The 26,063-nt window shown below is 59.5% G+C and carries 26 protein-coding genes; 8 read left to right on the forward strand and 18 right to left on the reverse strand.

Annotated features, from left to right (window positions below):
* Nucleotides 1-72: 72 nt before the first annotated feature.
* Entirely contained in the window at nucleotides 73-2,625 is a 2,553-nt protein-coding gene (locus EA797_RS01665; protein WP_122163458.1) for a hybrid sensor histidine kinase/response regulator, read from the reverse strand.
* Between the two features lie 268 nt (nucleotides 2,626-2,893).
* Nucleotides 2,894-3,604, reverse strand: coding sequence for a monofunctional biosynthetic peptidoglycan transglycosylase (gene mtgA, locus EA797_RS01670; protein ID WP_122163459.1), 711 nt, complete (start codon nucleotides 3,602-3,604; stop codon nucleotides 2,894-2,896).
* A gap of 68 nt (nucleotides 3,605-3,672) precedes the next feature.
* Here mtgA and EA797_RS01675 point away from each other — a divergent pair, with 68 nt between their 5' ends.
* The 5 genes from EA797_RS01675 (at nucleotide 3,673) to EA797_RS01695 (ending at nucleotide 7,519) form a co-directional block, all read left to right on the forward strand.
* Nucleotides 3,673-4,047, forward strand: coding sequence for a DUF423 domain-containing protein (locus tag EA797_RS01675; protein ID WP_122163460.1), 375 nt, complete (start codon nucleotides 3,673-3,675; stop codon nucleotides 4,045-4,047).
* Nucleotides 4,048-4,151: 104 nt separating this feature from the next.
* Nucleotides 4,152-4,352, forward strand: coding sequence for a sulfur carrier protein ThiS (gene thiS / locus EA797_RS01680; RefSeq protein WP_122164645.1), 201 nt, complete (start codon nucleotides 4,152-4,154; stop codon nucleotides 4,350-4,352).
* A gap of 86 nt (nucleotides 4,353-4,438) precedes the next feature.
* On the forward strand, nucleotides 4,439-5,233 hold the full coding sequence (locus tag EA797_RS01685; RefSeq protein ID WP_122163461.1) for a thiazole synthase: 795 nt from the start codon (nucleotides 4,439-4,441) through the stop codon (nucleotides 5,231-5,233).
* Between the two features lie 78 nt (nucleotides 5,234-5,311).
* A complete protein-coding gene (gene trmB / locus EA797_RS01690; RefSeq protein WP_122163462.1) occupies nucleotides 5,312-6,022 on the forward strand; it encodes a tRNA (guanosine(46)-N7)-methyltransferase TrmB in 711 nt (236 codons plus the stop codon).
* Between the two features lie 168 nt (nucleotides 6,023-6,190).
* Entirely contained in the window at nucleotides 6,191-7,519 is a 1,329-nt protein-coding gene (locus EA797_RS01695; protein WP_122163463.1) for a DUF1329 domain-containing protein, read from the forward strand.
* 68 nt (nucleotides 7,520-7,587) lie between these two features.
* Here EA797_RS01695 and arcC read toward each other — a convergent pair whose 3' ends face one another.
* From arcC to arcD, 4 genes are all read right to left on the reverse strand, one after another.
* The gene (arcC, locus tag EA797_RS01700; RefSeq protein WP_122163464.1) at nucleotides 7,588-8,511 is read right to left on the reverse strand and encodes a carbamate kinase; all 924 of its coding nucleotides are present in this window, start codon (nucleotides 8,509-8,511) and stop codon (nucleotides 7,588-7,590) included.
* An 86-nt stretch (nucleotides 8,512-8,597) separates the two neighbouring features.
* Nucleotides 8,598-9,608 (reverse strand): ornithine carbamoyltransferase, encoded by a 1,011-nt coding sequence (locus tag EA797_RS01705; RefSeq protein WP_122163465.1) that lies wholly within the window; start codon nucleotides 9,606-9,608, stop codon nucleotides 8,598-8,600.
* Nucleotides 9,609-9,659: 51 nt separating this feature from the next.
* Complete coding sequence (gene arcA, locus EA797_RS01710) at nucleotides 9,660-10,916, reverse strand: arginine deiminase (protein WP_122163466.1); 1,257 nt, start codon at nucleotides 10,914-10,916, stop codon at nucleotides 9,660-9,662.
* 99 nt (nucleotides 10,917-11,015) lie between these two features.
* Nucleotides 11,016-12,443 (reverse strand): arginine-ornithine antiporter, encoded by a 1,428-nt coding sequence (gene arcD, locus EA797_RS01715; protein WP_122163467.1) that lies wholly within the window; start codon nucleotides 12,441-12,443, stop codon nucleotides 11,016-11,018.
* A gap of 178 nt (nucleotides 12,444-12,621) precedes the next feature.
* On the opposite strand from arcD, the gene EA797_RS01720 reads away from it, so the two are divergent.
* Complete coding sequence (locus EA797_RS01720) at nucleotides 12,622-12,984, forward strand: DUF5064 family protein (protein WP_244214049.1); 363 nt, start codon at nucleotides 12,622-12,624, stop codon at nucleotides 12,982-12,984.
* 4 nt (nucleotides 12,985-12,988) lie between these two features.
* Here EA797_RS01720 and EA797_RS01725 read toward each other — a convergent pair whose 3' ends face one another.
* The 10 genes from EA797_RS01725 to EA797_RS01770 all read right to left on the reverse strand — a co-directional run bounded on the left by EA797_RS01725 (nucleotide 12,989) and on the right by EA797_RS01770 (nucleotide 21,631).
* Nucleotides 12,989-13,312, reverse strand: coding sequence for a DUF3392 domain-containing protein (locus EA797_RS01725; protein WP_122163468.1), 324 nt, complete (start codon nucleotides 13,310-13,312; stop codon nucleotides 12,989-12,991).
* Nucleotides 13,313-13,321: 9 nt separating this feature from the next.
* Complete coding sequence (gene hemW / locus EA797_RS01730) at nucleotides 13,322-14,530, reverse strand: radical SAM family heme chaperone HemW (protein WP_122163469.1); 1,209 nt, start codon at nucleotides 14,528-14,530, stop codon at nucleotides 13,322-13,324.
* The gene (gene rdgB / locus EA797_RS01735; protein ID WP_122163470.1) at nucleotides 14,527-15,123 is read right to left on the reverse strand and encodes an RdgB/HAM1 family non-canonical purine NTP pyrophosphatase; all 597 of its coding nucleotides are present in this window, start codon (nucleotides 15,121-15,123) and stop codon (nucleotides 14,527-14,529) included. Before rdgB ends, hemW begins: the two co-directional genes overlap by 4 nt.
* Complete coding sequence (locus tag EA797_RS01740; protein WP_122163471.1) at nucleotides 15,120-15,542, reverse strand: DUF4426 domain-containing protein; 423 nt, start codon at nucleotides 15,540-15,542, stop codon at nucleotides 15,120-15,122. The genes rdgB and EA797_RS01740 overlap by 4 nt, the downstream gene beginning before the upstream one ends.
* Before the next feature lie 24 nt (nucleotides 15,543-15,566).
* The gene (gene metW / locus EA797_RS01745) at nucleotides 15,567-16,166 is read right to left on the reverse strand and encodes a methionine biosynthesis protein MetW (protein ID WP_122163472.1); all 600 of its coding nucleotides are present in this window, start codon (nucleotides 16,164-16,166) and stop codon (nucleotides 15,567-15,569) included.
* A 9-nt stretch (nucleotides 16,167-16,175) separates the two neighbouring features.
* Nucleotides 16,176-17,315, reverse strand: a complete 1,140-nt coding sequence (metX, locus tag EA797_RS01750; protein WP_122163473.1) for a homoserine O-succinyltransferase MetX — start codon at nucleotides 17,313-17,315, stop codon at nucleotides 16,176-16,178.
* Between the two features lie 82 nt (nucleotides 17,316-17,397).
* Nucleotides 17,398-19,359, reverse strand: coding sequence for a dynamin-like GTPase family protein (locus EA797_RS01755; protein ID WP_122163474.1), 1,962 nt, complete (start codon nucleotides 19,357-19,359; stop codon nucleotides 17,398-17,400).
* Nucleotides 19,360-19,475: 116 nt separating this feature from the next.
* Nucleotides 19,476-20,066 (reverse strand): YggT family protein, encoded by a 591-nt coding sequence (locus EA797_RS01760; protein ID WP_122163475.1) that lies wholly within the window; start codon nucleotides 20,064-20,066, stop codon nucleotides 19,476-19,478.
* 9 nt (nucleotides 20,067-20,075) lie between these two features.
* Complete coding sequence (gene proC / locus EA797_RS01765; RefSeq protein ID WP_122163476.1) at nucleotides 20,076-20,903, reverse strand: pyrroline-5-carboxylate reductase; 828 nt, start codon at nucleotides 20,901-20,903, stop codon at nucleotides 20,076-20,078.
* 17 nt (nucleotides 20,904-20,920) lie between these two features.
* Entirely contained in the window at nucleotides 20,921-21,631 is a 711-nt protein-coding gene (locus EA797_RS01770; protein WP_122163477.1) for a YggS family pyridoxal phosphate-dependent enzyme, read from the reverse strand.
* 66 nt (nucleotides 21,632-21,697) lie between these two features.
* On the opposite strand from EA797_RS01770, the gene pilT reads away from it, so the two are divergent.
* Both pilT and EA797_RS01780 read left to right on the forward strand, forming a co-directional pair.
* The gene (gene pilT / locus EA797_RS01775) at nucleotides 21,698-22,732 is read left to right on the forward strand and encodes a type IV pilus twitching motility protein PilT (RefSeq protein WP_122163478.1); all 1,035 of its coding nucleotides are present in this window, start codon (nucleotides 21,698-21,700) and stop codon (nucleotides 22,730-22,732) included.
* A gap of 77 nt (nucleotides 22,733-22,809) precedes the next feature.
* Nucleotides 22,810-23,955: a PilT/PilU family type 4a pilus ATPase gene (locus EA797_RS01780; RefSeq protein WP_122163479.1), complete on the forward strand. Its 1,146-nt coding sequence runs from the start codon at nucleotides 22,810-22,812 to the stop codon at nucleotides 23,953-23,955.
* Here EA797_RS01780 and EA797_RS01785 read toward each other — a convergent pair.
* Together EA797_RS01785 and EA797_RS01790 are read right to left on the reverse strand one after the other, a co-directional pair.
* Nucleotides 23,952-24,788 carry a TIGR03915 family putative DNA repair protein gene (locus EA797_RS01785; protein WP_122163480.1) on the reverse strand — a complete coding sequence of 279 codons (837 nt, stop codon included), beginning with the start codon at nucleotides 24,786-24,788 and terminating at the stop codon, nucleotides 23,952-23,954. The two genes, EA797_RS01780 and EA797_RS01785, sit on opposite strands and share 4 nt — an antisense overlap.
* Nucleotides 24,788-25,999 (reverse strand): putative DNA modification/repair radical SAM protein, encoded by a 1,212-nt coding sequence (locus EA797_RS01790; protein ID WP_122163481.1) that lies wholly within the window; start codon nucleotides 25,997-25,999, stop codon nucleotides 24,788-24,790. Before EA797_RS01790 ends, EA797_RS01785 begins: the two co-directional genes overlap by 1 nt.
* Between the last annotated feature and the right edge of the window lie 64 nt (nucleotides 26,000-26,063).

Here is a 26,063-nt window from a genome sequence, read left to right on the forward strand (position 1 = left end):
CGCTGCAGTTGCAGCGCCTTTTTTGTTTCCGATCGCGCTATCAGCCGGACAGATACATGCACTCGGTCCCGCTCACGAAGGATGTCGATTGCTTTCCAGGCTGTCTGTAAGGGCGATCAACAGCTGCGCGGCACTGATGGGCTTGTGCAGCCAGGCGATGTTTCTGTCATCTGGGTGCCGGTCGAACTGGCTGGCTGCCGAAATGACAATGATCGGCAGGTTTCGGGTGTCGAGATTATTGCGGACTTCGTCGATCAGGTCCCGTCCACTACCATCCGGTAAATGCATATCGAGCGTCATCGCTTCATATCGGGTGCCGGCGAGCTTGCCTCGTGCTGCATGCAGGCTTTGTACGCGGTCCACGGCGTAACCCGCGTCTCGCAGCATCAGGTGCAATAGCCGACCGGTATCCGGTTCGTCTTCGATCACGAGCAGGCGCGGCTGGCCCTGGTCTGGCGTCAAAGTGGCAGTTTCCACGATCGGTAGCTCACACCAGAATGTAGTGCCATTGCCTTCAGCCGTATCGAAGCCGACCCGCCCGCCCATACGCTCTATGAATTCCTTGGTAATGGCGAGCCCTAAACCGGTACCGCCCTTCTGGCGGCTGTCCGAAGCATCTGCCTGAGCGAATTTTTCGAACACGCGGGTCTGGAACGTCGGAGGAATGCCTGGCCCCTGATCGGTGACGCTGATGCGTACGTGTCCCCCGTCGGGCTGGCTGCAGTGCAGGGTGACTTCACCACCTTCGGGGGTGTACTTGATCGCATTCGAAAGGAAGTTGGTCAGCACCTGTTGAAGCCGCAAACCGTCCACCCACACGTTTACGTTGGCCGGCTCGCGCAGGATGCAATTGACGCCGTAATGAGCGGCGAACGCCTGATTGCTAATCAACGCCTCGTCCAGCAGGCGACGTAGCGAATGCTCCCGCATGTCGAAGGTCATCTTGCCGGCCGTGATCTTTTCCATGTCCAGCAAGTCGTTGATCAGATATCCCAGGCGCAGGCTGTTGCGATGAGCGATTTCGAGCATTTGCTGGATGGCTGGTGGGGATTCACCAAGGGCGCCGGCTGTAATCAGCCCGAGGGCGCCACTGATAGAGGTCAGCGGTGTACGCAATTCATGGCTGACGGTGGAGACGAACTCATCTTTCATCTGCTCGATGCGTTTGTGCTCTGTCAGATCCATGCTGGTACCGCTGATGCGCAGCGGCTGACCGCTCCGGTCACGCTGGATGTAGCCGCGTACCAGTACCGGAGTGACCTTGCCGCTTTTATGCTGCAGGCGTAACTCTGCGGTGAAATGATCGACCTTGGACAACATGGTGCGCGCCAGTTGGGCTCGGGCTTTCGGCAGATCCTCTGCCACCATTACGCGTTCCCAAAGCTTGAGATCCGAACTCAGCTCGCCTGGACGATAACCCAGCATGTGCCACGCGCGAGGCGAGGCGTAGAAGGTGCCAATGTCCAGATTCAGATCCCACAGGCCGTCATTGCTGCCTTTGAGCGCAAGACTCAAGCGCTCTTCACTGAGCTGCAGGGCTCGCTTGTTCTCCAGAATGTGCTCGGTCATCTGCTGAGCTAGCGACTCCGCTCGACTACGCCGCATCGAGAGGGATAAAGTCAGGAAGAACAGCAAAGCACTCAATCCGGTGCCAAGGCCAACGATCAGGCTCTTGTTGCTGTGGAAGAACTGATCGAAGGCCGGCCGGCTCTCGAGACGCAATGTCCACGTCTGTCCATATAGCTGCAGTTTCGCCACTTGGCTGTATTTTGGCTCTTCGGTCGCCTCGCCTTCGCGGCTGGCATAAAGCATCTGTTCAACGCTCTCGCTTTCGCCAGCGTAGATGTGCAAATTGAGGTTTGCATTAACACCAAGAATCCCGCGCATCAGGTCGTCCAGCCGAAAAGGGCTGAAGACGAAGCCATAAAGTGCGTCAAGGCGCTGCGCTGGGGTGTCGAGTGGCTCGCCGGGGGTGTACAGCGGCGCGTACATGAGGATCCCTGCCTGCACTTCGCGGTAGATTTCCTGGCGCAGCGTAACTTTTCCAGTTATCTGCGTTTCCCCCGTTTCGGCAGCCGTGAGCATGGCCTGACGCCTGATGGGTTCGGCAAACATGTCATAGCCGAATGCAGCCCGATTGCGCTCGTTGAAAGGCTCCAGGTAGACGATCGGCGTATACAGGTCGCGATTGCCGGGCGGGGCCACGTCGTAGTCTGATAACCCTTCCGCTCGAACGGATTGAACGTGCGTTGCGAGCTCTGCCTGCGGCACCGTCTTGGCGAAGCCTACGCCCTGGATTCCGGGATAGCGCTCGGACAGCTGCAAGCGTTCGTTGTAATTGCGCCATTGGTCACGCGTAACCTCATCGCTGCCGTCAAACATGCCGGCTGCGCCCAGCAGGATTTGTTCATGGTCGACCATGCGTTTGCGGATGGTTTCGGTAGTCGTCTGCACCAACAGGTCAAACTGCTTGAGCGCGGCGCGCTCTTCTTTGCGCTCGAGATGATGCAGGAGCGCCAGCTGTACCAGTAGCGCAAAGGCCAGGACCAGCCAGGCGACGCCGTTACGCCAGTGGAAGACTTGCCGCATCTTGTCGGATGACGCGTCAGTTGCAGTTTCGCTCATACAATCAGCCGTGCGTTCTGTGGCAAATGGCGAAGTCGTCGTGCGTGCCTTGAATGACGCCCTTGTTGCAGACTTGTGCGGGCCTGCATTCGCGAGATGTGCGTTGAGCTTACTCGTTGCAGTGGCGCACTGCCATAACGCTCCGTCAGGCCGTTCCGTTGGCCTGTGGTCCAGGTTTGAACCCTTGAGCGGGCGGGTTGCTACCTGGCTCAGGTCGTGTCCGGCGAACGGCTAGGTTGAGCATCCGCCTGAATCGAGCTGCGGTCACTCAGCGAGCGTCGGTCTGTCGCAGCCTATTCAGGTAGTGGCTGCCTCCGAGCTGGCGCATCTGCTGACGAATCCAGCTCGCGCGTTGGCGAACATGAGGGCCGGGACGGCCGGCATTCCATTCGCGTGGGTTAGGCAGCACAGCGGCCAGCTGGGTTGCCTGGGCAGCGGAGAGATAAGAAGCACCGATGCCGAAGTGATGCCGGGCTGCCGCTTCGGCCCCGAATATTCCATTACCCCATTCCACGCTATTGAGATAAACCTCGAGGATGCGCTGTTTCGGCCACAGCAATTCGATCCATCCGGTGAACCAGACTTCCAGTCCCTTGCGCACCCAGCTTCGGCCAGACCAGAGGAACAGGTTCTTGGCGACCTGTTGGCTCAGCGTGCTGGCCCCGCGCAGCGAGCCACCTCGCTCGTTGTGCTCGAATGCAGCGCGAATTGCGCCGACATCGAAGCCCCAGTGATCGGCGAACTTCTGGTCCTCCGCGGCGATCACCGCCATCTTCAGGTCATCGGGCAGCTCATTCCAGGGCCGCCAGCTCCGTTGCAGATCGATGCTCGTTCCGCTGGTCCAGGATTCGATCTTGCGCTCGATCATCAGCCCAGTGAGAGGCGGTGGCACCCAGCGGAACACGAGTACCAGCAGTACGGACAGCGCGGTCAGCCATAAAAGCAGTTTGATGAGGCGGCGCAGCAGGGCTCGGAGCATGGGCGTGGTCGCGACCAGAGGGAACGGGCATTATAACGGCGTCCTTACCACCTGACTGGAAGCGCCCGATGATTCGTCCTTTTCTCATGCTTGCCGCATTCTTCGGTCTGACTGGAGTAGCGCTGGGCGCTTTTGCCGCACATGGGTTGAGGCAGCGTCTTGGGGCCGACTATCTGGCCGTGTTCCAGACCGGCGTGCAGTACCAGCTGATCCATGCGCTGGCATTGATCGGCGTTGCGCTGCTGGCATTACATGCGCCAAGTCGCCTACTGACCGCTGCGGGCATGCTGTTTGCGCTTGGCGTCCTGCTCTTTTCCGGAAGTCTGTACCTGCTGACCCTGACGGGCATCAGCAAGCTCGGCATCATTACCCCCATCGGTGGCAGCGCCTTTCTGGCGGGTTGGGTCTGCCTGATGCTGGCGGCCTGGACTCTGCGCGTATAAGCGGGTCAATGGTTTTCGCAAGGATGAACGGCGGCGCTCGGTGCCTTGGTGGTCGGAGTCGATCGGGCTAGAATGCTGGCCCCTTGGCAATGGTGGCGATCACTATGCACATTCAGCTGAACGGCGAGCGCTATGAGCTTCCTGACGGTCAGTCGGTGGCCGACTTGCTGCAACGCCTTGAACTGACTGGGCGTCGGCTGGCCGTAGAGCTCAACCGCGATATCGTCCCGCGCAGCCAGCATGCCGCGACGGTCCTGGTTGAAGACGATCAGGTCGAAGTCGTGCACGCCATTGGCGGCGGCTGACGGCTCCGTCACCCAATAGTTTTTTCCGGACGTCGCCCGTGCAGCGACGTATATCTCGATCCATTACGTCTGAACAGGATGGTCGCATGAGCCCAGTTCCGCACGACAAACCCTTCACGCTCGCTGGCCGCACCTATCAATCTCGCCTGCTGGTCGGTACGGGCAAGTACAAGGATCTCGACGAAACCCGCGCCGCCATCGAAGCATCTGGCGCAGAGATCGTCACCGTCGCGGTGCGGCGTACCAATATTGGACAGAATCCAGGCGAGCCAAACCTGCTCGACGTCATCTCGCCGGACCGATACACCATATTGCCCAATACCGCAGGTTGTTATGACGCCGACGAAGCCGTGCGTACCTGCCGTCTCGCTCGGGAATTGCTCGACGGCCACAAGCTGGTCAAGCTGGAAGTGCTGGCCGATCAGAAAACACTTTTCCCGAACGTCATCGAAACCCTGAAGGCCGCAGAGATCCTGGTCAAAGATGATTTTGACGTCATGGTGTACACCAGCGACGACCCGATCATCGCCCGTCAGCTGGCGGACATGGGATGTATCGCGGTAATGCCGCTGGCCGGACTGATCGGTACGGGGCTGGGGATCTGCAATCCCTACAACCTGCGCATAATCCTGGAGGAAGCCAAGGTGCCGGTATTGGTCGACGCGGGCGTCGGCACCGCGTCCGACGCCACCATCGCTATGGAGCTGGGTTGCGAGGCGGTGCTGATGAACAGTGCTATCGCCCTCGCGCAAAATCCGGTGTTGATGGCCGAAGCCATGAAATACGCCATAGATGCGGGCCGCCTGGCCTATCTCGCTGGTCGCATGCCGAAGAGGCTATACGCCAGTGCTTCCTCGCCTCTGGAAGGCCTGATCCGCTAGTCCAACCCCTCCCACCCGTTATCCGGCCGCTGTCCATTGGATCAAGCGGCCGGTCCTTTGCTACCTGCAGGTTCGTTCATGACTGACACTCCCAACCCGGCCGCCGTCCAGAAGCGCATGCGCACCATCAAGAGTTTCGTGATGCGTGCCGGCCGCATGACTGAAGGCCAGCAACGTGGTCTTGACCAGGGGTGGCCGCGTTTTGGCTTGGACTTGGCTGATGGCTTGCGTGACTTCGACGAGCTATTCGGACGGCAGGCTCCACGGACCTTTGAAATCGGTTTTGGCATGGGCCATTCCACCCTGGAGATGGCCGCGGCAGCACCCGAGCAGGATTTCATCGCAGTTGAAGTGCATTCGCCGGGTGTGGGGGCCCTGCTAAGCGGACTTCTGTCACAGAATCTAAATAATGTGCGGGTCTACAGTTGCGATGCGCTTGAAGTGCTGCGTGAATGCGTTCCCGATGCCAGTCTGGACAGGGTTCTGCTGTTCTTCCCAGATCCCTGGCATAAAAGTCGCCACCACAAGCGGCGCATTGTCCAGCCGGCATTCGCCGAGCTGGTGCGCAAGAAGCTCAAGGTCGGTGGTGTGCTGCATATGGCGACCGACTGGGAAGCTTATGCAGAGCACATGCTCGACGTCATGAGCGTCGCGCCTGGCTACAGGAACCAAGCCCCAAATGGACAGTATGTCGAGCGCCCATCTGAGCGCCCGACGACCAAGTTCGAGCGTCGCGGTGAGCGTTTGGGTCATGGTGTCTGGGACCTGAAGTTCGAGCGAATCGACTGATTGAATACAGGCAACACCGCTACATCGACTAGAGCCGTTCAACGGCCAAGGAATACCGGTTAGACCGTAACGCCAGGAAGGCACGATCCCCAACGCCTCACGAGAGCCCTGCCCGCCGGCAGTGGCCGTCATCTGCCGCGCGTACTTCGCGCAGCAAGGAGCAAAGAGATGTACAGAAAATTTGGAATTCTGCTGCTGGCGGCATGTGCCAGCCAGGCTTACGCCAAGGTCGATGACGCGCAGGCTGTGCGGTTGGGTCAGGATCTGACCCCGCTGGGTGCCGAGCGCGCTGCTAACGCAGCTGGCACGATTCCGGCCTGGACCGGCGGTGTGCAAGCACCTGCCGGTTACGAGCCAGGCATGCATCACCCCGATCCCTACGCGGCCGATCCGGTGCTGTACAAAGTCGACAAGAGCAACGTTGCCGAGTACGCCGCGTTGCTGCCCGAGGGCTTGCGGGCACTGGTCGAGCGGCATTCGGACTTCCACCTGCGAGTGTTTCCAACCCGCCGCAGCGCCGCGAACCCGCAGCGCATCTATGATGCGACCCGCCAGAATGCGGTCAATGCCGAGCTGATCGCCAATGGAAACGGCATCAGGGGCGCGTCGGCTGGTATTCCTTTTCCGATCCCGAAGGACGGCATAGAGGTGATCTGGAACCACATGCTGCATTACAAGGGTGACCAGACGCATTTCGTCAACAATCAGGCCGTGGTCATCAACGGCAGCCCGACCTACATCAAGCGTGATCGCCACATCTACTACGTCTACAACCGCGAAGGCATGAACCAGACGGACCTGGACAACACGGCCCTTTACTACAAGTACCGGGTAACCGCGCCGGCCAAGCTGTCGGGCACCGCATTGGTGGTCCAGGATCCGTTGGATCAGGTTCTCGGGGTTCGCAAGGCCTGGCGTTACAGCCCAGCCGACCGCCGGGTCCGTCGCCTGCCTTCACTTGCCTACGACTCGTTGCAGCCCGATACCAGCGGTCTGGCAACGGCCGACGTGGTGGACTCGTTCAACGGGGCCCCCGATCGATACGAGTGGGAGCTGGCCGGCAAGCGTGAAATGCTCGTGCCGTACAACAGCTACGCCGTGCACCAGAAAGGCATTCCATACGAAAAGATCGTGGGTCCAAAAACCTTGAATCCCGAGCTGCTGCGCTATGAGTTGCACCGGGTGTGGGTAGTCGATGCAACGCTGCGCAAGGGCTTTAAACATCCCTACGACAAGCGTCGCTTCTACATCGATGAAGACAGCTGGTCGATCCTGGCAGTGGACCTTTTTGACGAGAAAGGTGAGTTGATCGGTCTGCAGGAAAGCCACCCGATCAGCTATTACGAAGTGCCCATGTTCAACAGTACGGTAGAGACCCTTTACCATCTGAAAGACGACAACTACTTCGTGGATGGCTTGGATAATAACGAGCAGATGTATGACTTCGAAGCCAGGCTCACGCCGCGAGACTTCTCTCCGGCGGCCCTGCGCCGATAATCGACTTTCAATTACAACGAAGCCGCCTTTTCAGGCGGCTTTTTTGTTTCGCCGAATCAGGCAACGGGCTATGCAAATGCTTTTGACGACAGGCTGACCCGGGTACCGGCTTGACCCTGAACGATCGCTTCGATGTCGCTCAATGAGCCGATTACCGCCACGTTGCCGGTACGTCTGGCGAACTCGCAGGCTGCCTGCACCTTCGGGCCCATGGAGCCTGCGGCGAAGCCAAGTTCCTCCAGCTGATCGGGGTGCGCCTCGGTGATTCGACGCTGCTGTGGCGCGCCCCAATCCATGTACGCGCCGTCAACATCTGTGGCGATCACCAGCAGATCGGCCTCAAGTTGCTCGGCCAAGAGGGCTGAGCAGAGGTCCTTGTCGATCACCGCCTCAACGCCCTCGAGTCGGCCATTCTGGTTATAGACAGTGGGAATTCCGCCTCCGCCGGCGCAGATCACTACGCTGCCTTTTTCCAGCAGCCAGCGGATCGGCCGGATCTCGAAAATGCGCTTGGGTCTAGGGCTTGCGACTACTCTGCGGAAGTGATCGCCGTCTGCAGCAATGCTCCAGCCTTTTTCCCGCGCCAGATGATCAGCCTCTTCTCGGCTGTATACCGGGCCGATCGGTTTGCTTGGGTGCTTGAATGCAGGGTCGGCAGCGTCGACTTCGACCTGCGTCAGCAAGGTTGCGAAAGGCACATCGAAGGGCAGCAGATTACCGAGCTCCTGCTCGATGATGTAGCCGATCATCCCTTCTGTTTCGGCGCCGAGCACGTCCAGCGGGAATGCGTTGCCTGCGTCGTAGGCGGCTCCCTGCAGCGCCAGCAGGCCTACCTGAGGGCCGTTACCGTGGGCAATCACCAGTTCGTTGCCGGGTGCCACTTTTGCGATTTGCTCGCAGGCAACACGGACATTGTCGCGTTGGTTTTCTGCGGTCATGGGCTCGCCGCGACGCAGCAGGGCGTTACCGCCCAGAGCAATGACTAATCTCATGGTGCGTTCACTCCTCGTGCGGGCTTGGCGGCTGGGAGCCGCCTCGCCCCTTTGGCCCTCTTCGTAGGAAGAAGGGAGGTACAGGCTCAGATGTCAGCCAGCGTAGAGACCAGGATTGCCTTGATGGTGTGCATGCGGTTTTCCGCCTGCTCGAAGGCAATGTTGTAGGGCGACTCGAACACGTCCTCGGTTACCTCGATGCCATTGGACAGGTGCGGGTACTTGGCCGCGATCTCCTTGCCAACCTTTGTCTCGCTGTTGTGGAACGCAGGCAGACAGTGCATGAACTTGCTGCGCGGGTTGCCTGTGGCCTGCATGAGCGCCGTATTTACCTGATAGGGGAGCAGTTGCTCGATGCGCTCGGCCCAGGCCTCGACCGGCTCACCCATGGACACCCACACATCGGTGTGGACGAAGTCGACGCCTTCCACCGCTGCGATAGGGTCCTCGGTGAGCATCAGCCGGGCACCGCTCTGCTCGGCAAATTCATGGCAGGCCTGGACATGTGCATCGCTAGGCCATAAGGCCCTCGGCGCAGCGATGCGTACGTCCATGCCCAGCTTGGCGCCGATCAACAGCAGGGAGTTGCCCATGTTGTTGCGCGCATCGCCCAGGTAGGCATAGCTGATCTGATGCAGCGCCTTGTCGCTGTGCTCGCGCATGGTCATCACGTCGGCAATCATCTGGGTGGGGTGATATTCATCAGTGAGGCCGTTGTAGACCGGTACGCCGGCATAGCGCGCCAGCTCCTCGACGATCTCCTGCTTGAATCCGCGGTACTCGATGGCGTCGTACATGCGTCCCAGGACGCGCGCGGTGTCTTTCATGCTTTCCTTGTGGCCGATTTGCGAGGAATTGGGGTCGATGTATGTCACGTTCGCACCCTGGTCGTAGGCCGCGACTTCGAAGGCGCAACGGGTGCGGGTGGAAGTTTTTTCGAAGATCAGCGCAATGTTTTTGCCCTTGAGATGCTGGCGCTCGGTGCCGGTGTACTTGGCGCGTTTCAGATCTCGGGACAGGTCGAGCAGGTAGCGCAGTTCACGCTCGCTGTGATGCATCAGGCTAAGCAGGCTGCGGTTATGGATATTGAAGGCCATGTTGAGCATTCCTCTGTTTGCATGCCGGGCGAAGCTCGCCCGGCGCTGAGATCAATAGTCGAGAGGGTCGCGTACGATCGGGCAGGTCATGCAGTGGCCACCGCCGCGGCCGCGGCCCAGTTCACTGGCGCTGATGGTGATCACCTCCACACCGGCCTTGCGCAGCAGGGTGTTGGTGAAAGTGTTGCGGTCGTAGCCGATGACCACGCCAGGCTCCAGCGCGACGACGTTGTTGCCGTCGTCCCATTGCTCACGCTCGACTTCATAGCTGTCGCCACCCGTCTCGACCACGCGCAGGGCGGGTAAGCCCAGGGCCTCGGCCACCACCTGAAGAAAGCTCGAACTCTCGCGGCGCAGATCGATGCCGCCAGGTTTGGTTTCGTCCGGGCGCAGGCTGAAGGCGACGATGCCCTGCACCACGTCCGGGTAGATGGTGACCAGATCCCGGTCGCAGAAGCTGAACACCGTGTCCAGGTGCATCGCGGATCGTGAACGAGGCAGGCCGGCGACGATCACCCGTTCGGCTGCGCCCTGGCGAAACAGTGATTGGGCCAGTTGGCCAATTGCCTGGCGAGAGCTGCGCTCACCCATGCCGATCAGGACCACACCATTGCCGATGGGCATCACGTCGCCGCCTTCGAGTGTCGCCAGGCCGTGGTCGAGCTCTGGGTCGCCATACCAGATCTTGAAATCCTGGTCGGCGAATTGCGGATGGAAGCGATAGATGGCGGCGGTGAGCAGGGTCTCCTGCCGCCGCGCAGTCCAGTGCATGGGGTTAAGCGATACACCCCCATAGATCCAGCAGCTGGTGTCGCGCGTGAAAATCGTGTTGGGTAACGGAGGCAGGATGAAGCTCGAATGGCCTAGATAATCGCGGAACATGCTGACGATTTCGCCACTTTGGGTGCCCGGCAGGTCGCTACCTGAAACGCCGCCGATCAAGAACTCGGCGAGGTGCCGAGCCTGCTGCTCCTCGAGCCAGCTGCGCACTTCGTTCTGCAGACCGATACCGACCTGGTTCGCCGTGATCTTGCGGTCGAGGATCCACTTCAGAGCTTCTGGATTGCTCACCGTCTCGGTTAGAAGGTTATGCATCTCCAGCACCTCAACGCCTCGCTCACGCATCTTGGTGACGAAATCGAAGTGGTCGCGCTTGGCCTGGTTCACCCACATCACATCATCGAACAAGAGCTCGTCGCAGTTTGTCGGCGTCAGGCGCTGATGGGCTAGGCCTGGCGAGCAGACCATCACCTTGCGCAGTTTGCCGGCCTCGGAATGGACACCCAGTTTCAAGGGTTGCGGGGTCATGGACATTCTCCTTGCAAGTCTTCGCACCGGTAGGTGCTCAGTGGTTCGCCATCGCTTATGGCGATGGTCGAGGAGTAGGCGCACTCGGCGCCCAGAGGATCAAAGCGACAGGAAGCCCTCGTACAAGCCATAGGCCGCGATACCTGCGCCGATCACGACAGCAGCGAAAATCAGCTTCTCGATCAGGGTGAATACCGGCTCGCCACGTTCATGCTTGGCTTTGGCGAAGAGCAGCACGCCTGGCGCGTAGAGCAGCGCAGACAGCAGCAGATACTGCACGCCGCCGGCATAGACGAGCCAGAGTGCGTATAGCGTGGCGATGGCGGCCACCAGCAGATCCTTACGACGCTCACCAGGCGCATTCTCGTAACCCTCGCCCCGAGCGCTTAGCAACAGTGCGTAAGCTGCGGACCAGAAATACGGCACCAGAATCATAGAAGTGGCGAGATAGAGCAGACTCAGGTACGTCGAAGCGCTGAACAGCGTGATGATCAGAAACAGTTGAATCAGCCCATTGGAAAGCCAAAGCGCGTTGACGGGAACGTGATTCGCGTTTTCCTTGCGCAAGAAGCTCGGCATGGTGTGGTCGCGTGCGCCGGCAAAAAGTATCTCGGCGCAGAGCAGGGTCCATGACAGCAGGGCGCCGGCCAATGACACGACCAGCCCAACACTGATCAGCACAGCGCCCCAGCGGCCCACTACCTGCTCCAGCACGCCGGCCATGGAAGGGTTCTTCAAGCCAGCGAGTTCGGCCTGGCTCATGATGCCCATGGATAGAACGTTTACCAGTACCAGCAGTGCGAGCACACCAATGAAGCCAATCACTGTCGCCTTGCCGACGTCGCTGCGTCGCTCGGCTCGCGCCGAATAGACGCTGGCACCTTCGATGCCGATGAAGACCCAAACGGTCACGAGCATCATGTTGCGCACCTGCTGCATGACGCTGCCCAGTTCAAGATTGCCACGGCCCCAGAAGTCGGCCGTGAACACTTCCAGGCGAAACGCGATGGCAGCGATGACGATGAACATGATCAGCGGGACGACCTTGGCGATGGTGCTGACCAGGTTGATGAACGCGGCCTGTTGAATCCCATGCAAGACCAGCAGGTGCACACTCCAAAGCACGAGCGAGGCGCCGATCACTGCCGGCAGGGTGTTGCCTTCGCCGAAGATCGGGAAGAAGTAGCCCAGGGTGCTGAACAGCAACACGAAATAGCTGACGTTGCCGATCCAGGCGCTGATCCAGTAACCCCAGGCCGACGAGAAGCCCATGTAGTCGCCGAAGCCAGCTTTCGCATAGGCATAGACGCCTGCGTCCAGATCCGGCTTGCGGTTGGCCAGCGTCTGGAAAACGAAGGCCAGGGTGAGCATTCCGACCGCGGTGATGCCCCAGCCGATGAGGATCGCTCCGGCGCTGGCGCTCGCTGCCATATTCTGCGGCAGCGAAAAGATTCCGCCGCCGATCATCGAGCCCACCACCAATGCGATCAACGCATTGAGTTTCAGTTGTTTCGTGGCTGCGACCATAACCTGTCTCCTTCGAAGAACCTGCTTAGTCACGGTCATTGAATGCCTATCTGCACGACGTGGTCATGACAGGGATCAACAAAGCGCTGGGGTCGTGGTGCAACGATGAGCTCGCTGGTGTAGGCAATGGGGCGCCGAGTCAGAGCGGTTGCTTGGTTATGATTTGAGGAGGGGTGTCGTGTTCAGACCGGGTCACGTGGAGGTCAACCGATTGCCATCGGACAACTTTCCTGAGTATCACCTCAAGCTCGACTACCACGTCGAGGGGCCGGAGCAGAAGCCGGAGTGGGCCTGTTTCCACCTGTATGGAACGATCGATCAGACGCCCATCGATGAACGCTTCGCGATGCACCGGGACGTGGCGTTCAACTTTCTACAGCGCATCCGCCAATGCTTGCGCAAGCGCGGTTTGCACCTGCACACGGATGTGCTTTTCGCATTCCATGCCGAGTACGATCCGCTGTTCGAAGACTTGCGCCACCAGCTGCATGGTTTGGTAGGTGAGCCAGTGGATCTCGAACGTTTTTTGCGCGATGACTAGTTGGCTAGTTGCGGTCGGCAACCACGCCGATGATGAAGAGCATCACCAACAGCACCGGCGCCAGGGTGTAGTTGTTGAATTGCGCCAGGCCTTTGGCGAGCCAGGGGCTGAGGTAGATGATGCCGAGGCCGTAAACCAGCGCGCAGAACACCACGAAGGCGAGCGTCCGCAATACGAAATTCCATCCACCGATGTTTCTCTGCACCCAGGCGTTCAATGCTGGCCCGAACAGTACGAACAGTGTGGCCATGATCGCCAGGGAAATGTCGGACAGGTGACTGCGGCTCCACCGCGACAAGGTGGCAATGAGGTCGAGTACTAGGTCCATGCGGGGTCCTTAGGGCAGGAATAGTTGTAGCAAGTCGTTGAGGAACAACTGGCCTTTGGGCGTGGCGACCAGGCGTTGCGGATCGCGCTCCAAGAGCCCTCGCGCCTCGGCCTCGCGACGGCCATCGGAGAGCAGCGCTGGTGCGAGTCCGGTGCGCTGAGTGAACATCACTGTGGGCACGCCGTCGGTGAGGCGCAGCACGTTCATCAGGAATTCGAATGGCAATTCATCTTGCGCCAGGTCTTTCACACCGGCGCGAAAGCGTTTGCTCGGATCAAGGTAGTCCTTGGGCAGGCGAGTCTTCCATTGCCGACGGATATGCCCGTCTCGGTCACTCGATTTGCCATGGGCGCCAGCGCCAAGTCCCAGGAAGTCACCGAAGGTCCAGTAATTAAGGTTGTGGCGCGCCTGGCGGTCAGGCTGGGCATAAGCAGACGTCTCGTACTGGCGGTAACCGTGCGCCGCAAGAAGTGCCTGGCCGACTTCCTGGATGTCCCACAGGGTTTCATCTTCCGGCAGCTTTGGCGGCTTGCTCCAGAACTCGGTATTCGGCTCAACCGTGAGCTGATACCAGGACAGGTGGGTCGGCTGCTGAGCGATGGCTATTCGCAGGTCGCTCAATGCATCGTCCAGGCTCTGATTCGGCAGGCCATGCATGAGGTCGAGGTTGAAATTATCGAAGCCCGCGGCGCGTGCCATATCGGCCGCCCGCACAGCCTCGTCACCATCGTGAATCCTGCCTAGCGCCGTTAGTTTCTCAGCTTGAAAGCTCTGCACACCGATGGACAGGCGATTGATACCGAGGCTTCGGTAGTCGCGGAATTTCGCCTGTTCAAAAGTGCCCGGATTGGCTTCCAGCGTAATCTCGATGTCATCGCTGAAGCCGATCCGCTGCTCCAGGCTTTCAAGAATCCTGCCTAACGCACCGGGGGAAAACAGGCTTGGCGTACCGCCACCAAAGAAAATCGAACTGAGCTTGCGGCCCTGTACCTGACCCATATCGGCGTCCAGGTCGGCCAGCAACGCTGTGACATAAGCATCTTCAGGAAGCGACGGGCCCGCCGCGTGTGAATTGAAGTCGCAGTACGGGCATTTCCTGACGCACCATGGGATGTGGACATAGGCAGCCAGGGGCGGAAGCTGAAACCTAGCTGCCGATGATGCGGAAGCCTGATGGCCGTCATCAGCGTCCGGCTCTGGCGCTGCGGTGTTGCTCATGCAAGGCCCAGGCGCTGCTTGAGCAGGGCCATGGCACGCGCACGATGGCTGAGCTGATTCTTGTCGGCCGGGGTCATTTCAGCGCTTGAACAGTTGCGTTCCGGGACCCAGAACAGCGGGTCATAGCCGAACCCATGTTCGCCCTGCTGCGCATGCAGAATACGGCCATGCCAGAGGCCTTCACAGATGATGGGGAGCGGGTCTTCACCATGGCGCACCAGCGCCAGCGCACAAACGAACTGTGCGCCGCGCTCGCTATCGGGTACATCCTTCAGCGCGTCGAGCAGCTTGGCGTTGTTCGCCGCATCGCCCCTGCCATCTGCATACCGCGCTGAATAGATGCCCGGTGCACCGCCGAGATAATCCACCGCCAAACCCGAATCATCGGCCAGGGACGGCAGTCCGGAAATCCGGGCGGCATTGCGGGCTTTGATGATGGCGTTTTCGACGAAGGACAGCCCAGTCTCCTCTGGCTCGATCGCGCTGAATTCACCAATCGAGCGTACCCGTACGGAGTCGCCCAGCATGGCTTGCAGTTCCTTGAGCTTGCCGGCGTTATGGCTGGCCAGCACCAGTTCGTTGAAGGGCATCATTCGTCCGGGAAGAATTCTTGAGAGAAATCGAAGGCGATCGGAGCGCCGCCCGTGGGTTGGACGTTGAGGCTGAAACGCAGCGTTTCTCGCGAGTCGAACGGGAATTGGGCGAGGTAGTAGATTGCCGCGTCTCCCTCCTTTAGCTGCTTGAACTTCAGCGGGTAATCCTGACCCAGCAGATTCTTTACCGAGCCGCTCACTTGTCCCGCGACCGGCTTGCCAGATTTCAACACCGATACGTTGATCACGCCCTGGGTCTTGCTACGGACAAGGCCGGCGGCCGCAGCGATATCCGGTTGCAGAAAGCCCGAATTGAACGCGATGTAATGGACGTCGTACTCACCCTCGCTGTGCTTGCGCTCTGCCCAAGCGGGCATTGCAAGCAGGAGGGTCAGCAGGCATATCAGACTAGATCTCATGGTTCATCTCCAGCGATGGGAAGGTCAACGGGCTGGGCCTGTGACGCGATAGATGCCGATTTCGCCAATCAGGTTGGGCCACAGGCGACTCGCGATGCCGTGCTTGTGGTGACGGTCCACGGCCAATCGCTCAAGCACCCGAGCGCCTCGTTCGCGGCATAGTCGCTCGAAGTCCTCGAATGTGCAGAAGTGGATGTTCGGCGTGTTGTACCAAGTGTAAGGCAGAAACTCCGACACCGGCATGCGGCCCTTGCTAGCCAGATACCAACGGCAACGCCAATGGCCGAAGTTGGGGAAGGTGATGATGCACTCACGACCGACCCGTAGCATTTCCTTCAGCAGCTCGTCTGGGTAGTGAACTGCCTGCAGCGCCTGGGTCATCACGACCATGTCGAAGCTATCACTGGCAAAGTTGCCGAGGCCTTTGTCGAGATCTTGCTCGATGACGTTCACACCTTTCTCGACACAGGCTGCAATGTTGTCCGGGTCGATTTCCAGACCGTAGCCGCTGACCTGCTTGTTGTCTTGCAGCCAAGCCAGCAGCTCGCCGTTGCCGCAACCGAGGTCGAGCACGCGGCTTCCAGCTGGTATCCAGTCTTGGATGATGTCCAGATCGGCGCGCATGTGGATTCCTTATACGACGATGCGGTTCATGTAACCGCGAAAGGCTTGCAGATAACGAGGGATGGGAATCAAAAAGGCATCGTGGCCTTGCGGGGCGTCCACTTCCAGATAGCAGACGTTCTTGCGCGCGGCCATGAGTGCGTTGACGATCTCGTGAGAACGCTCCGGCGAGAAACGCCAGTCTGTGGTGAACGAAATTACGCAGAAGTCCGCTTTGGCACACGACAGGGCGCCTGCCAGGTCATCGTCGTGAGCGGCAGCTGGATCGAAATAGTCCAGCGCCTTGGTCATCAACAGATACGTGTTGGCGTCGAAGCGACTGGAGAACTCCTCGCCCTGATAGCGCAGATAACTCTCGACCTGAAACTCGACACTGTTGAAGTCGTAGTTGAGCTTTTCGCTCTTGAGTCCACGCCCGAACTTGGTGCCCATGGCATCGTCGGACAGATAGGTGATATGGCCGACCATCCGAGCCAGCATCAGGCCGCGCTTGGGAATGACGCCCTGCTCAAGAAAATGTCCGCCATGAAATTCCGGGTCGGAAAGGATGGCCTGACGGGCTACCTCATTGAAGGCAATATTCTGCGCCGAGAGCTTTGGCGCCGAGGCAATTGCCACGCAATGACGCACACGCTCCGGGTAGCTCATTGTCCATTGCAATGCCTGCATACCGCCCAGGCTCCCGCCCACGACCGCTGCCCACTGCTCGATACCCAGGACATCGGCGAGCCTTGCCTGGCTGTTTACCCAATCTTCCACGGTGACCACGGGGAAATCCGCGCCGTAGGGCTTGCCAGTCAGGGGATTGATACTGCTCGGGCCGGTGGAGCCGTTGCAGCCACCAAGGTTGTTCAGGCTGACCACGTAAAATCGATTGGTGTCGATTGCCTTGCCCGGGCCAATACAGCTGTCCCACCAGCCTGGCTTGCGGTCTTCGGTATCGTGAAAGCCTGCTGCGTGATGATGGCCGGACAGCGCGTGGCAGATCAGCACGGCATTGCTGCGAGCGGCGTTCAGTTCGCCATATGTTTCATAGATCAGCTGGTAGCTGTCGAGCGTGCGGCCGCAGGCAAGTGCCAGCGGCTCGGCGAAATGCTCGACCTTCGGACTCACCAGACCAACGGAATCGGCTGGAATAGCAGTGGGCATCGACCCTGGCTCGTGCTGGAAGAAGGCGGCAAAGTCTAAAGGTTAGCGCGCCTCAATTCATCCTCAATCGAAAACGCAGGATTCACACCAGGCTTGCGCCTGTGAGACTGACCACCTTTCCCTGTCGGCGAATCGGGGCAGGGCGACGCAGCAGCCTGAGCATTTCACCAGCCTGCGCCAGTTGTTGCTCGAGTTCCAGGCTGTAGCGCGCAAGCAAGCGCCCACGCTGGCTGCTTTGCTGGCTGTCCTGCGCCAGCTGCTTGAGCCTCAGCATGTGCGCTTCGAGCTGCTGCTTGTGCTCCAGTGAGTGCTGCATTAGTGGCATCAGCGCTTCGTTGGCCCATTGCTCGGCCTCCTGGCGCAAGCGTTGATGCATGCCGATAACCTCCTGCACCAGGGTCGCGAAGAATCGTCGGGTCAGTGCGCGTTGTTCGGTGAGCATCGTCTTGAGCTGGAGGCGAAACTGGTCGGCCTTGTTCTGAAGGCGCTTGAGTTCCCTTTGATAGGGTGCCAGACGGAACAGCGGAGCGTCGACGCCCTGTAACGGGTTTTCATCGTTGTGTCGACGATAGATGGCCGAGACCATCTTGTTCGCCAAGACGGCTTCGTGTTCGAGGGCGGCCAGATCCTGCTCTACCGCCCTGAAGAAGTGCAGGATGCTCAGGTTGATTCCCAAGGTGGTGAGGCTGCCGGTCAGGCTGCGTCGCAGACGAGCAAGGTGTTCGTCCAGGCGCTCGGAGCGAACCGTATCCCGTAACAGCTCGCCCTGGCGCTGCAGCAGGCGCTGGTTGGTCTTGAGCTGCAGCAGGCGCTTGTGGTGCTGGTTATGATCATGACGAGTGCGAGCTGTGAGTTCCATCAGGACCTGCCCGCTGTCCTGGCGTTGATTGTCTAGCGCCTCACACTGCTCACGCACCTTGGCCAGGCGCTGGGTGAGGATCTGCTGACTGTTCTGCAGAAGCGCCAGCACCTGACGCACCACCTGCTGTTCTAGCAGCCGTTCCTTCTGAGCGAGGATGCGTTCGCAGAGCAGTTGCTCAAGCGTCTCCAGCCGGCTGCGCTCAAGCAGGGGCTGGTCACCGCGAATTCTGGCAAGCAGCGCCTGTTTGGCCGAAAGCGGAAGCACGTCCTCAACCGCGATACCCAGCTGTTGGGCGGTGGCGGTCTGCATGCGTTGTATCGCGTCGTTGACGAAGGCATCGCCGGACACGTCGTCCCACAGGACATCGATTTTGTTCAGCACGGCGAACAGGCGTTGCCGGTCGCCGTCATCAAGGTGACGGATGTGCTGTTGCCAGATGTCCATGTCGCTCGCGGTGACGCCAGCATCGGCAGACAGCAGGAAAATCACGGCCTGGGCATTCGGCAGCATTGATAACGTGAGTTCCGGCTCGCTGCCCAGCGCATTGAGGCCCGGCGTATCGAGAATTCGCAGGCCTTGGCGTAATAGGGGGTGGTCGAAGTTGACCATCGCGTGCCGCCAGGCGGGCACTATCACTTCGCCGAGGGTTTCGGACTGCTCCAGCGCGTCAGGGTGAAAGCCCAGCTGAATGGCCTGCTCGATCGGCATCGACTTGGAAGATGCAACCTGCGTGAAGGCTTCGACCATGGCGTCTGGATTTTCAGGATCGAGCGCCACGTTCGTCCAGAGTCGCGGGCTGCGCTTGAGCTGGGCGATGCTGGTGTCCTCAAGGCGCGACTCTATGGGCAGCAGCCGAATATAGGAGCGCTCTGCGCGAGGATCGAAGAATAGTTCGGTCGGACACATGGTCGTGCGGCCGGCACGGGAAGGAAGAATGCGTTGACCGTAGCCGGAGAAGAACAGGCTGTTGATCAGCTCTGTCTTGCCACGGGAGAACTCACCGACGAAGGCCAGGGTGATGTGGTCGGTGCGCAGTAGCTTCAGCGCCCGGTCGAGCCTGGCATCGACTCCTTCGGAATTGAGGCGGTTGTGCGCCAACCAGCTGCGGTAGCGGGTGATCTCGCGGACCAGGTCGCGCTTCCAGGTGACGTAGGCGTCCACCTGCCGGTCGAGTCGTTCCATGATCCTGTTGCTTCCTGAAAGGCGAATCGAACGATTATCCCAGTCGCCCGATGCCGGTCAATCCGGACTTTGTGAACTACCGCCCAAACGCCGCAATGGCATATGGGCGGTGCGGCTCAGATAAGCGATCGGAGGATGTTAGGCATGTGGGTCATCATTGCCAGATTATTGATGACCAGCATGTCCAGGAGCTTGAGTGCAAGGAACGCGAAGATTGGCGAAATATCAAGTCCGCCCAGGTTGGGCAGCAGCCGACGGAAGGGGGCGAGTGCCGGTTCACAGATCTGGCTGACCAGCTGAGCGCCCGGGTTCTGGCTGCCGGGGGCAACCCATGACAGGATTACACTGATGATGAGCGCATAAAAGAAGATGTTCAGGAACAAGCCGGTCACGCCAATGATGGCCCAGACCAGAAGCTGCAGTGGGTTGCCGATGGTGCCAAAGGCGATCATCAGAATGGCTGCCATCAAAAGCACTTGGAGGATGATCGCCAGGACCAATGAAGACAGGTCGATTCCACCAATGCTGGGGATCACCCGGCGTAGCGGCCGCAGCAGCGGGTGGGTGGCGCGGACGATGAACTGGCTCAGCGGGTTATAGAAATCGGCCCGAACCAACTGCAGGATGAAGCGCAGAAGAACGATCAGCAGGTAGAGGCTGCCGAGCGTCTGTACGATCAGGATCAGGGCTTGCGAGAGTTGCGACATGAAGGCTCCTTAGTTGCCCAGTTGTTCGGCGAGTTCGGCCGAGCGTTTTGCTGCTGCGTTCATCGCCTGTGTAACCAGGGTCTCGAAGCCGCCCGCCTGGAAGGCTTTGATCGCCGCTTCGGTCGTTCCGTTCGGTGATGTGACGCGACGGCGCAGTTCTGCCGCTTCCACATCGCTTTCACAAGCCATGCGTGCAGCCCCCAGCGCGGTATGCATGGTCAGCTGTGCGGCAGTTTCGCGCGACAGGCCGAGCTGCTCGCCGGCAGCGGTCATGGCTTCGATCATCAGGAAAAAATATGCAGGGCCGCTGCCGGAAACTGCCGTTACGGCGTCTATCAGCGCTTCGTCGTCTAGCCATAGCGCCAGTCCCACCGCTGATAGCAGCTGCTCGGCCTGCTGCTTCTGCAGGTCAGAAACCTGACTGTTGGCAAACAGCCCACTGACGCCTTGGCGCAATAGAGAAGGGGTGTTTGGCATGCAGCGAACGATTGATCGAGGGTTTTGCTCATCCAGCCATGTCTGCAGGCTGGCGCAGCTGATGCCTGCTGCTATAGATACGATCAGTTGGTTTGGCTGCAGGTTTGTTGCGAGGTCGCGACACACCGTCTGCATGACCTGCGGTTTGACGGCCAGCACGATGACATCGGCACCAGAGATGGCTTGGGCGTTTGCTGAGAAGGTGTCGATCCCGTGTGCGTTTTTCAGCTCGTCACGCCTGTCGGCACCGGGGTCGCTGGCGCAGATGGCAGAGGCCGGAATGCCTTGGTTGCGCAGCCCGCCAATCAAGCTGGCGGCCATATTGCCGCCGCCGATAAAGGCGATACGGGGAGTGCTCATACGAGGATTTCCTTTATTCATGCGGAAGGGCTGGCCGAACCGGGCTGCAAGGAGTAATCGCGTGCGCCGAACAATGCGGTGCCAACGCGTACCCATGTGGCGCCTTCGGCGATAGCGGCTTCAAGGTCCTGGCTCATGCCCATGGAAAGGGTGTCCAGCTCGAGGTCGATTTTGCTTTGCAACTGGCGCAGATGTGCAAAAGCAGCGCGCTGCTTAGCGAGGTCGTCAGTCGGCTCAGGAATAGCCATCAGGCCACGCAGGCGCAGGTTCGGCAGCGAAGCGATCTCATTGGCTAGAGCGGTTGCTTCCTGCGGATCGCAGCCCGACTTGCTCCCCTCTCCGCTGACGTTGACCTGCAGGCAGACGTTCAATGGAGGAAGCTCGGGGGGGCGTTGATCGGATAGGCGCTGAGCGATCTTAAGCCGGTCCACGGAATGTACCCAGTCGAAATGCTCGGCGATCAGTTTGGTCTTGTTCGACTGAATGGGGCCAATGAAATGCCAAGTCAGTGACAGGTCACGAAGGTCGGCCTGTTTTTCCAGTGCCTCCTGCAGGTAGTTCTCTCCAAAATCCCACTGACCAGCTTCATTCGCCAGGCGGATTGCGCTGGCTGGTTGAGTCTTGCTCACCGCTAGCAGCTGCACCTCATCGGGATCGCGCGCCACAGCTTGCGCCGCCTCACGGATGCGCGTTCCGACCTTTGCAATATTCGTCGCTATCGTGGACATTACCTGCGCCTGCCACCTTAGGGTCTGCGCGGCATTCTACCTGCTTGCTTGTAATTGGGGAGTCCCATGGATATCACAGAGCTGCTGGCGTTCAGTGCCAAGCAGGGTGCGTCGGATTTGCACCTGTCTTCCGGCCTGCCGCCGATGATCCGCGTTGACGGCGATGTGCGCCGAATCAACCTTCCGGCGATGGATCACAAGCAAGTGCACGCGCTGATCTACGACATCATGAATGACAAGCAGCGCAAGGATTTCGAAGAATTCCTCGAAACCGACTTCTCGTTTGAAGTGCCGGGCGTGGCCCGCTTCCGTGTCAACGCCTTTAACCAGAACCGCGGTGCTGGCGCTGTCTTCCGGACCATTCCGTCCAAGGTACTGACGATGGAGGACCTTGGCATGGGCGAAGTCTTCCGCAAGATCACCGACGTTCCCCGCGGGCTGGTGCTTGTTACCGGACCGACAGGTTCGGGCAAGTCGACCACGTTAGCCGCGATGCTCGACTATCTGAACAACACCAAGTACCACCACATCCTCACCATCGAAGACCCGATCGAGTTCGTTCACGAGTCGAAAAAGTGCCTGGTCAACCAGCGTGAGGTGCATCGCGATACGCTCGGTTTCTCAGAAGCCCTGCGTTCGGCACTGCGTGAAGACCCGGACATCATTCTGGTCGGCGAAATGCGAGACCTGGAAACCATCCGCCTGGCGCTGACTGCCGCGGAAACCGGCCACTTGGTGTTCGGCACGCTGCACACCACCTCGGCAGCCAAGACCATTGACCGCGTTGTAGACGTCTTCCCTGCAGAAGAGAAGTCCATGGTCCGCTCGATGCTGTCGGAGTCACTGCAAGCGGTAATTTCGCAGACATTGTTGAAAAAAGTTGGCGGCGGTCGGGTCGCGGCGCATGAAATCATGATCGGTACGCCTGCGATTCGAAATCTGATCCGTGAGGACAAGGTCGCGCAGATGTACTCATCCATCCAGACCGGTGGATCGTTGGGCATGCAGACGCTGGACTCGTGCCTGAAAGGCCTGTTGGCAAAAGGGCTCATTTCGCGCGACAACGCCAAGGAAAAGGCCAAGCAGCCGGAAAACTTCTGACCCACATAATGCCCCTGCAAAACCGGGGGGCGTTCCGCTTCGAGACAAATCGGCTACGCCGGACTACGAGAACGACGATGGAATTCGAGAAACTGTTGCGCCTGATGGTGGAAAAGGGCGGTTCGGACCTGTTCATTACGGCCGGCGTGCCGCCGTCTATGAAGGTCAACGGCAAGATCATGCCGGTGAACAAGACACCGATGTCGCCGGAAATGACCCGCGAAACGGTGCACGCAGTGATGAACGAGCAGCAGCGTCGCGAGTTCACCGAAAACCACGAATGCAACTTTGCAATCAGTGCTCGGGGCATCGGCCGGTTTCGAGTCAGCGCCTTCTATCAGCGCAACCTTGCCGGGATGGTATTGCGCCGCATTGAAACCAACATCCCGACCCTTGAAGACCTGAAGCTGCCGGAGGTGCTCAAGAAACTGGCGATGACCAAGCGTGGGCTGGTGCTGTTCGTCGGCGCGACCGGTACGGGTAAGTCCACATCCCTGGCCGCAATGATCGGTTACCGCAACAAAAACTCCAGTGGCCACATCATCTCCATTGAAGACCCCATCGAGTTCATCCACCAGCATCAGAGCTGCATAGTCACTCAGCGTGAGGTTGGCATAGATACCGACTCATTCGATGTAGCGCTAAAGAACACCTTGCGTCAGGCACCCGACGTGATCCTCATCGGTGAGGTGCGTACCCGCGAAACCATGGATTATGCGGTGGCGTTTGCCGAAACCGGACACCTGTGTCTGGCGACCCTGCATGCCAACAACGCGAACCAGGCGTTGGACCGCATCATCAACTTCTTCCCGGCCGACCGGCATCAGCAAGTCTGGATGGATCTTTCACTTAACCTGAAGGCCATCGTTGCTCAACAGCTGATACCAACGCCGGACGGCAAGGGCCGTCGAGCGGTCATCGAGGTGCTGATCAACACGCCGCTGGCCGCCGACCTGATTCGCAAGGGCGAGGTGCACGAGCTGAAGTCGCTGATGAAGCGCTCCACCGATCTGGGCATGCAAACGTTCGACCAGGCCCTGTACAACCTCTACGTACAAGGTGAAATCACTTATGAGGATGCCCTGGCGCATGCCGACTCCTCCAACGACCTACGCTTGATGATCAAGCTAGGCTCTGAAACCGACGGTGAGCACCTGACAAGCGTGTCTCAGGGCTTGACGCTTGAAGTCAGCGACGACGACAAGGGCCGCAGCTTCCGTTAATTGGTCTCTGATGAAGGTCGTCCGATGCGCTTCCCGGTCTTGCTGGCGACCCGTTCGGACTGACCGTCACGCTGCGCGCCAGCTCGGGCGCGGCTCATCATCTGCGGGATTAGCAAGCCTTCGGGCAGGTTCTTCCAGAAGCGTACCGGCAAATTGCTTTCCATGACGCTGCGGTTCAAACGAGACGGATTGAACGTGTTCTCGTAATAGGTTTTCCAGAGATCCCCGCCAGGATCCTTGGCTTCTGATGCCAACTTCCGCCACTCGGGAGGACAGGGTCGCGCGTAATACAGCGCCTGCCCATCCCAGCAAACCCCATCGTCCGGTGTTGCTATCAGCCAGCGGTTATCGCCCATGCGCTCTGCGAAATGTTCCGCTGCCCATGGAAGCACGTCGTGCGCCGGCTCGAACCAAGCTACATGCTCCGGCCCATCACTGGCCCCAATCGGATTGAAACGAAGAAATGCGTGCAGATGATGAGCCTCACGGCGGACCGCCTTGATCCGGCCATGTAGCTCACTGCCGTCGGCATCGCCCACCAATCTGGCCGTCGAATCGCCTTGGGACACCCTCCAGAGCACGCGATAGAGCAGGCTCCAGCGGTTCGCGACGCGGCAGCGAGCGGCCATCTCCAGCTCGTCGAGCAGTTGCCTGGGGACTCTTACCTGTTGTGAGGACTCGATGGGCCGGTCATGTGGCGGATCATCGAATAAACCGGCCGATTCTTCGCTGCTCGCCCAATTCACCTCATGCGGAGGTACAAGCCCGAGGAGAAGCGCACGCGCGTGGCCCCTCCAGGCTTCAAAGCTTCCATCGAAGCGCACCGTGATCATCACCAAAGCGCCATTTGCGAGGACGTATCGCTCAAGTGGTGCCGCAACCTTGCAGATTCGTGGCCAGCCTGTGCTGGTCGATAATCCTGGGTAATGACGAACGGTTTGGCTTTTTCCAGGGCACAACGTAGGCGTGTCAGGTCTTCGAATCGAATTCGTTTCTGCCGACGCAGATCAACCAGGCGCTTGGCACTGAGCATTCCAATCCCCGGGACTCGAGCGATCATTGCCGGCTCCGCACGGTTGAGGTCAACCGGGAACTGATCCCGATGAGTCAGCGCCCAGGCCAGCTTCGGGTCGATGTCCAGCGCCAGATTGCCTGGACCGCTAAGTAGCTCCCCTGCCTGAAAACCATATCCACGCATGAGGAAGTCCGCCTGATAAAGACGGTGTTCACGTAACAGCGGCGGCGCTTCGAAAGGAACTGTCTTGGGGCTGTGCGGGATCGGGCTGAAAGCCGAATAGTAGACCCGACGCAATCGATAGCTTCCGTAGAGCGACTGCGCAGTGTGCAGAATGGTGCTGTCATCCGTGGTGTCGGCGCCCACGATCATTTGCGTGCTTTGGCCCGCCGGGGCGAAACGTGGTGCTCGCTTCTCAGCGGAGGCTTCGGTTTCGCCTTGATGAATGCTGTGCATGGCTTGTTTGATGGTCACGACCTGCTTTTCTGGTGCAAGTCGGATCAGGCTGGCTTCGGTCGGCAACTCGATATTGACGCTGAGCCGGTCGGCGTAGCGGCCTGCCTCGGCTATCAGCAGGGGGTCGGCATCCGGAATGGTTTTGAGATGAATGTATCCGCGAAACTCATGATCCTCGCGCAAAAGCTTGGCTACACGAATCAACTGTTCCATGGTGTAGTCCGCCGAGCGGATGATTCCGGAGCTGAGGAACAGTCCGCTGATACAGTTACGACGGTAGAAGTCCAAGGTCAGTGTCACCACCTCTTCGGGTGTAAAGCGCGCCCGGGGTACATCACTGGACCGGCGATTGACGCAGTACTGGCAGTCGTACAAGCAGAAGTTGGTCAGCAGGACCTTGAGCAGCGAGACGCAGCGTCCATCAGGCGTGAAGCTGTGGCAGATGCCCATGCCGTCCGTTGCGCCAAGCCCGCTACGTCCCTTGGAGCTGCGCTTGGGTGCGCCACTGCTGGCGCACGAAACGTCATACTTGGCGGCGTCGGCAAGGACGCTGAGTTTCTCGATCAGTTGCATAGGAGTCAACGCGATACTGTTTGCATATACAGTATCACGCCTGCTTCTTGCGATACGCTCCGCT

This window comes from Stutzerimonas zhaodongensis (assembly GCF_003696365.1).
GTDB classification, from domain to species: Bacteria; Pseudomonadota; Gammaproteobacteria; order Pseudomonadales; family Pseudomonadaceae; genus Stutzerimonas; species Stutzerimonas zhaodongensis.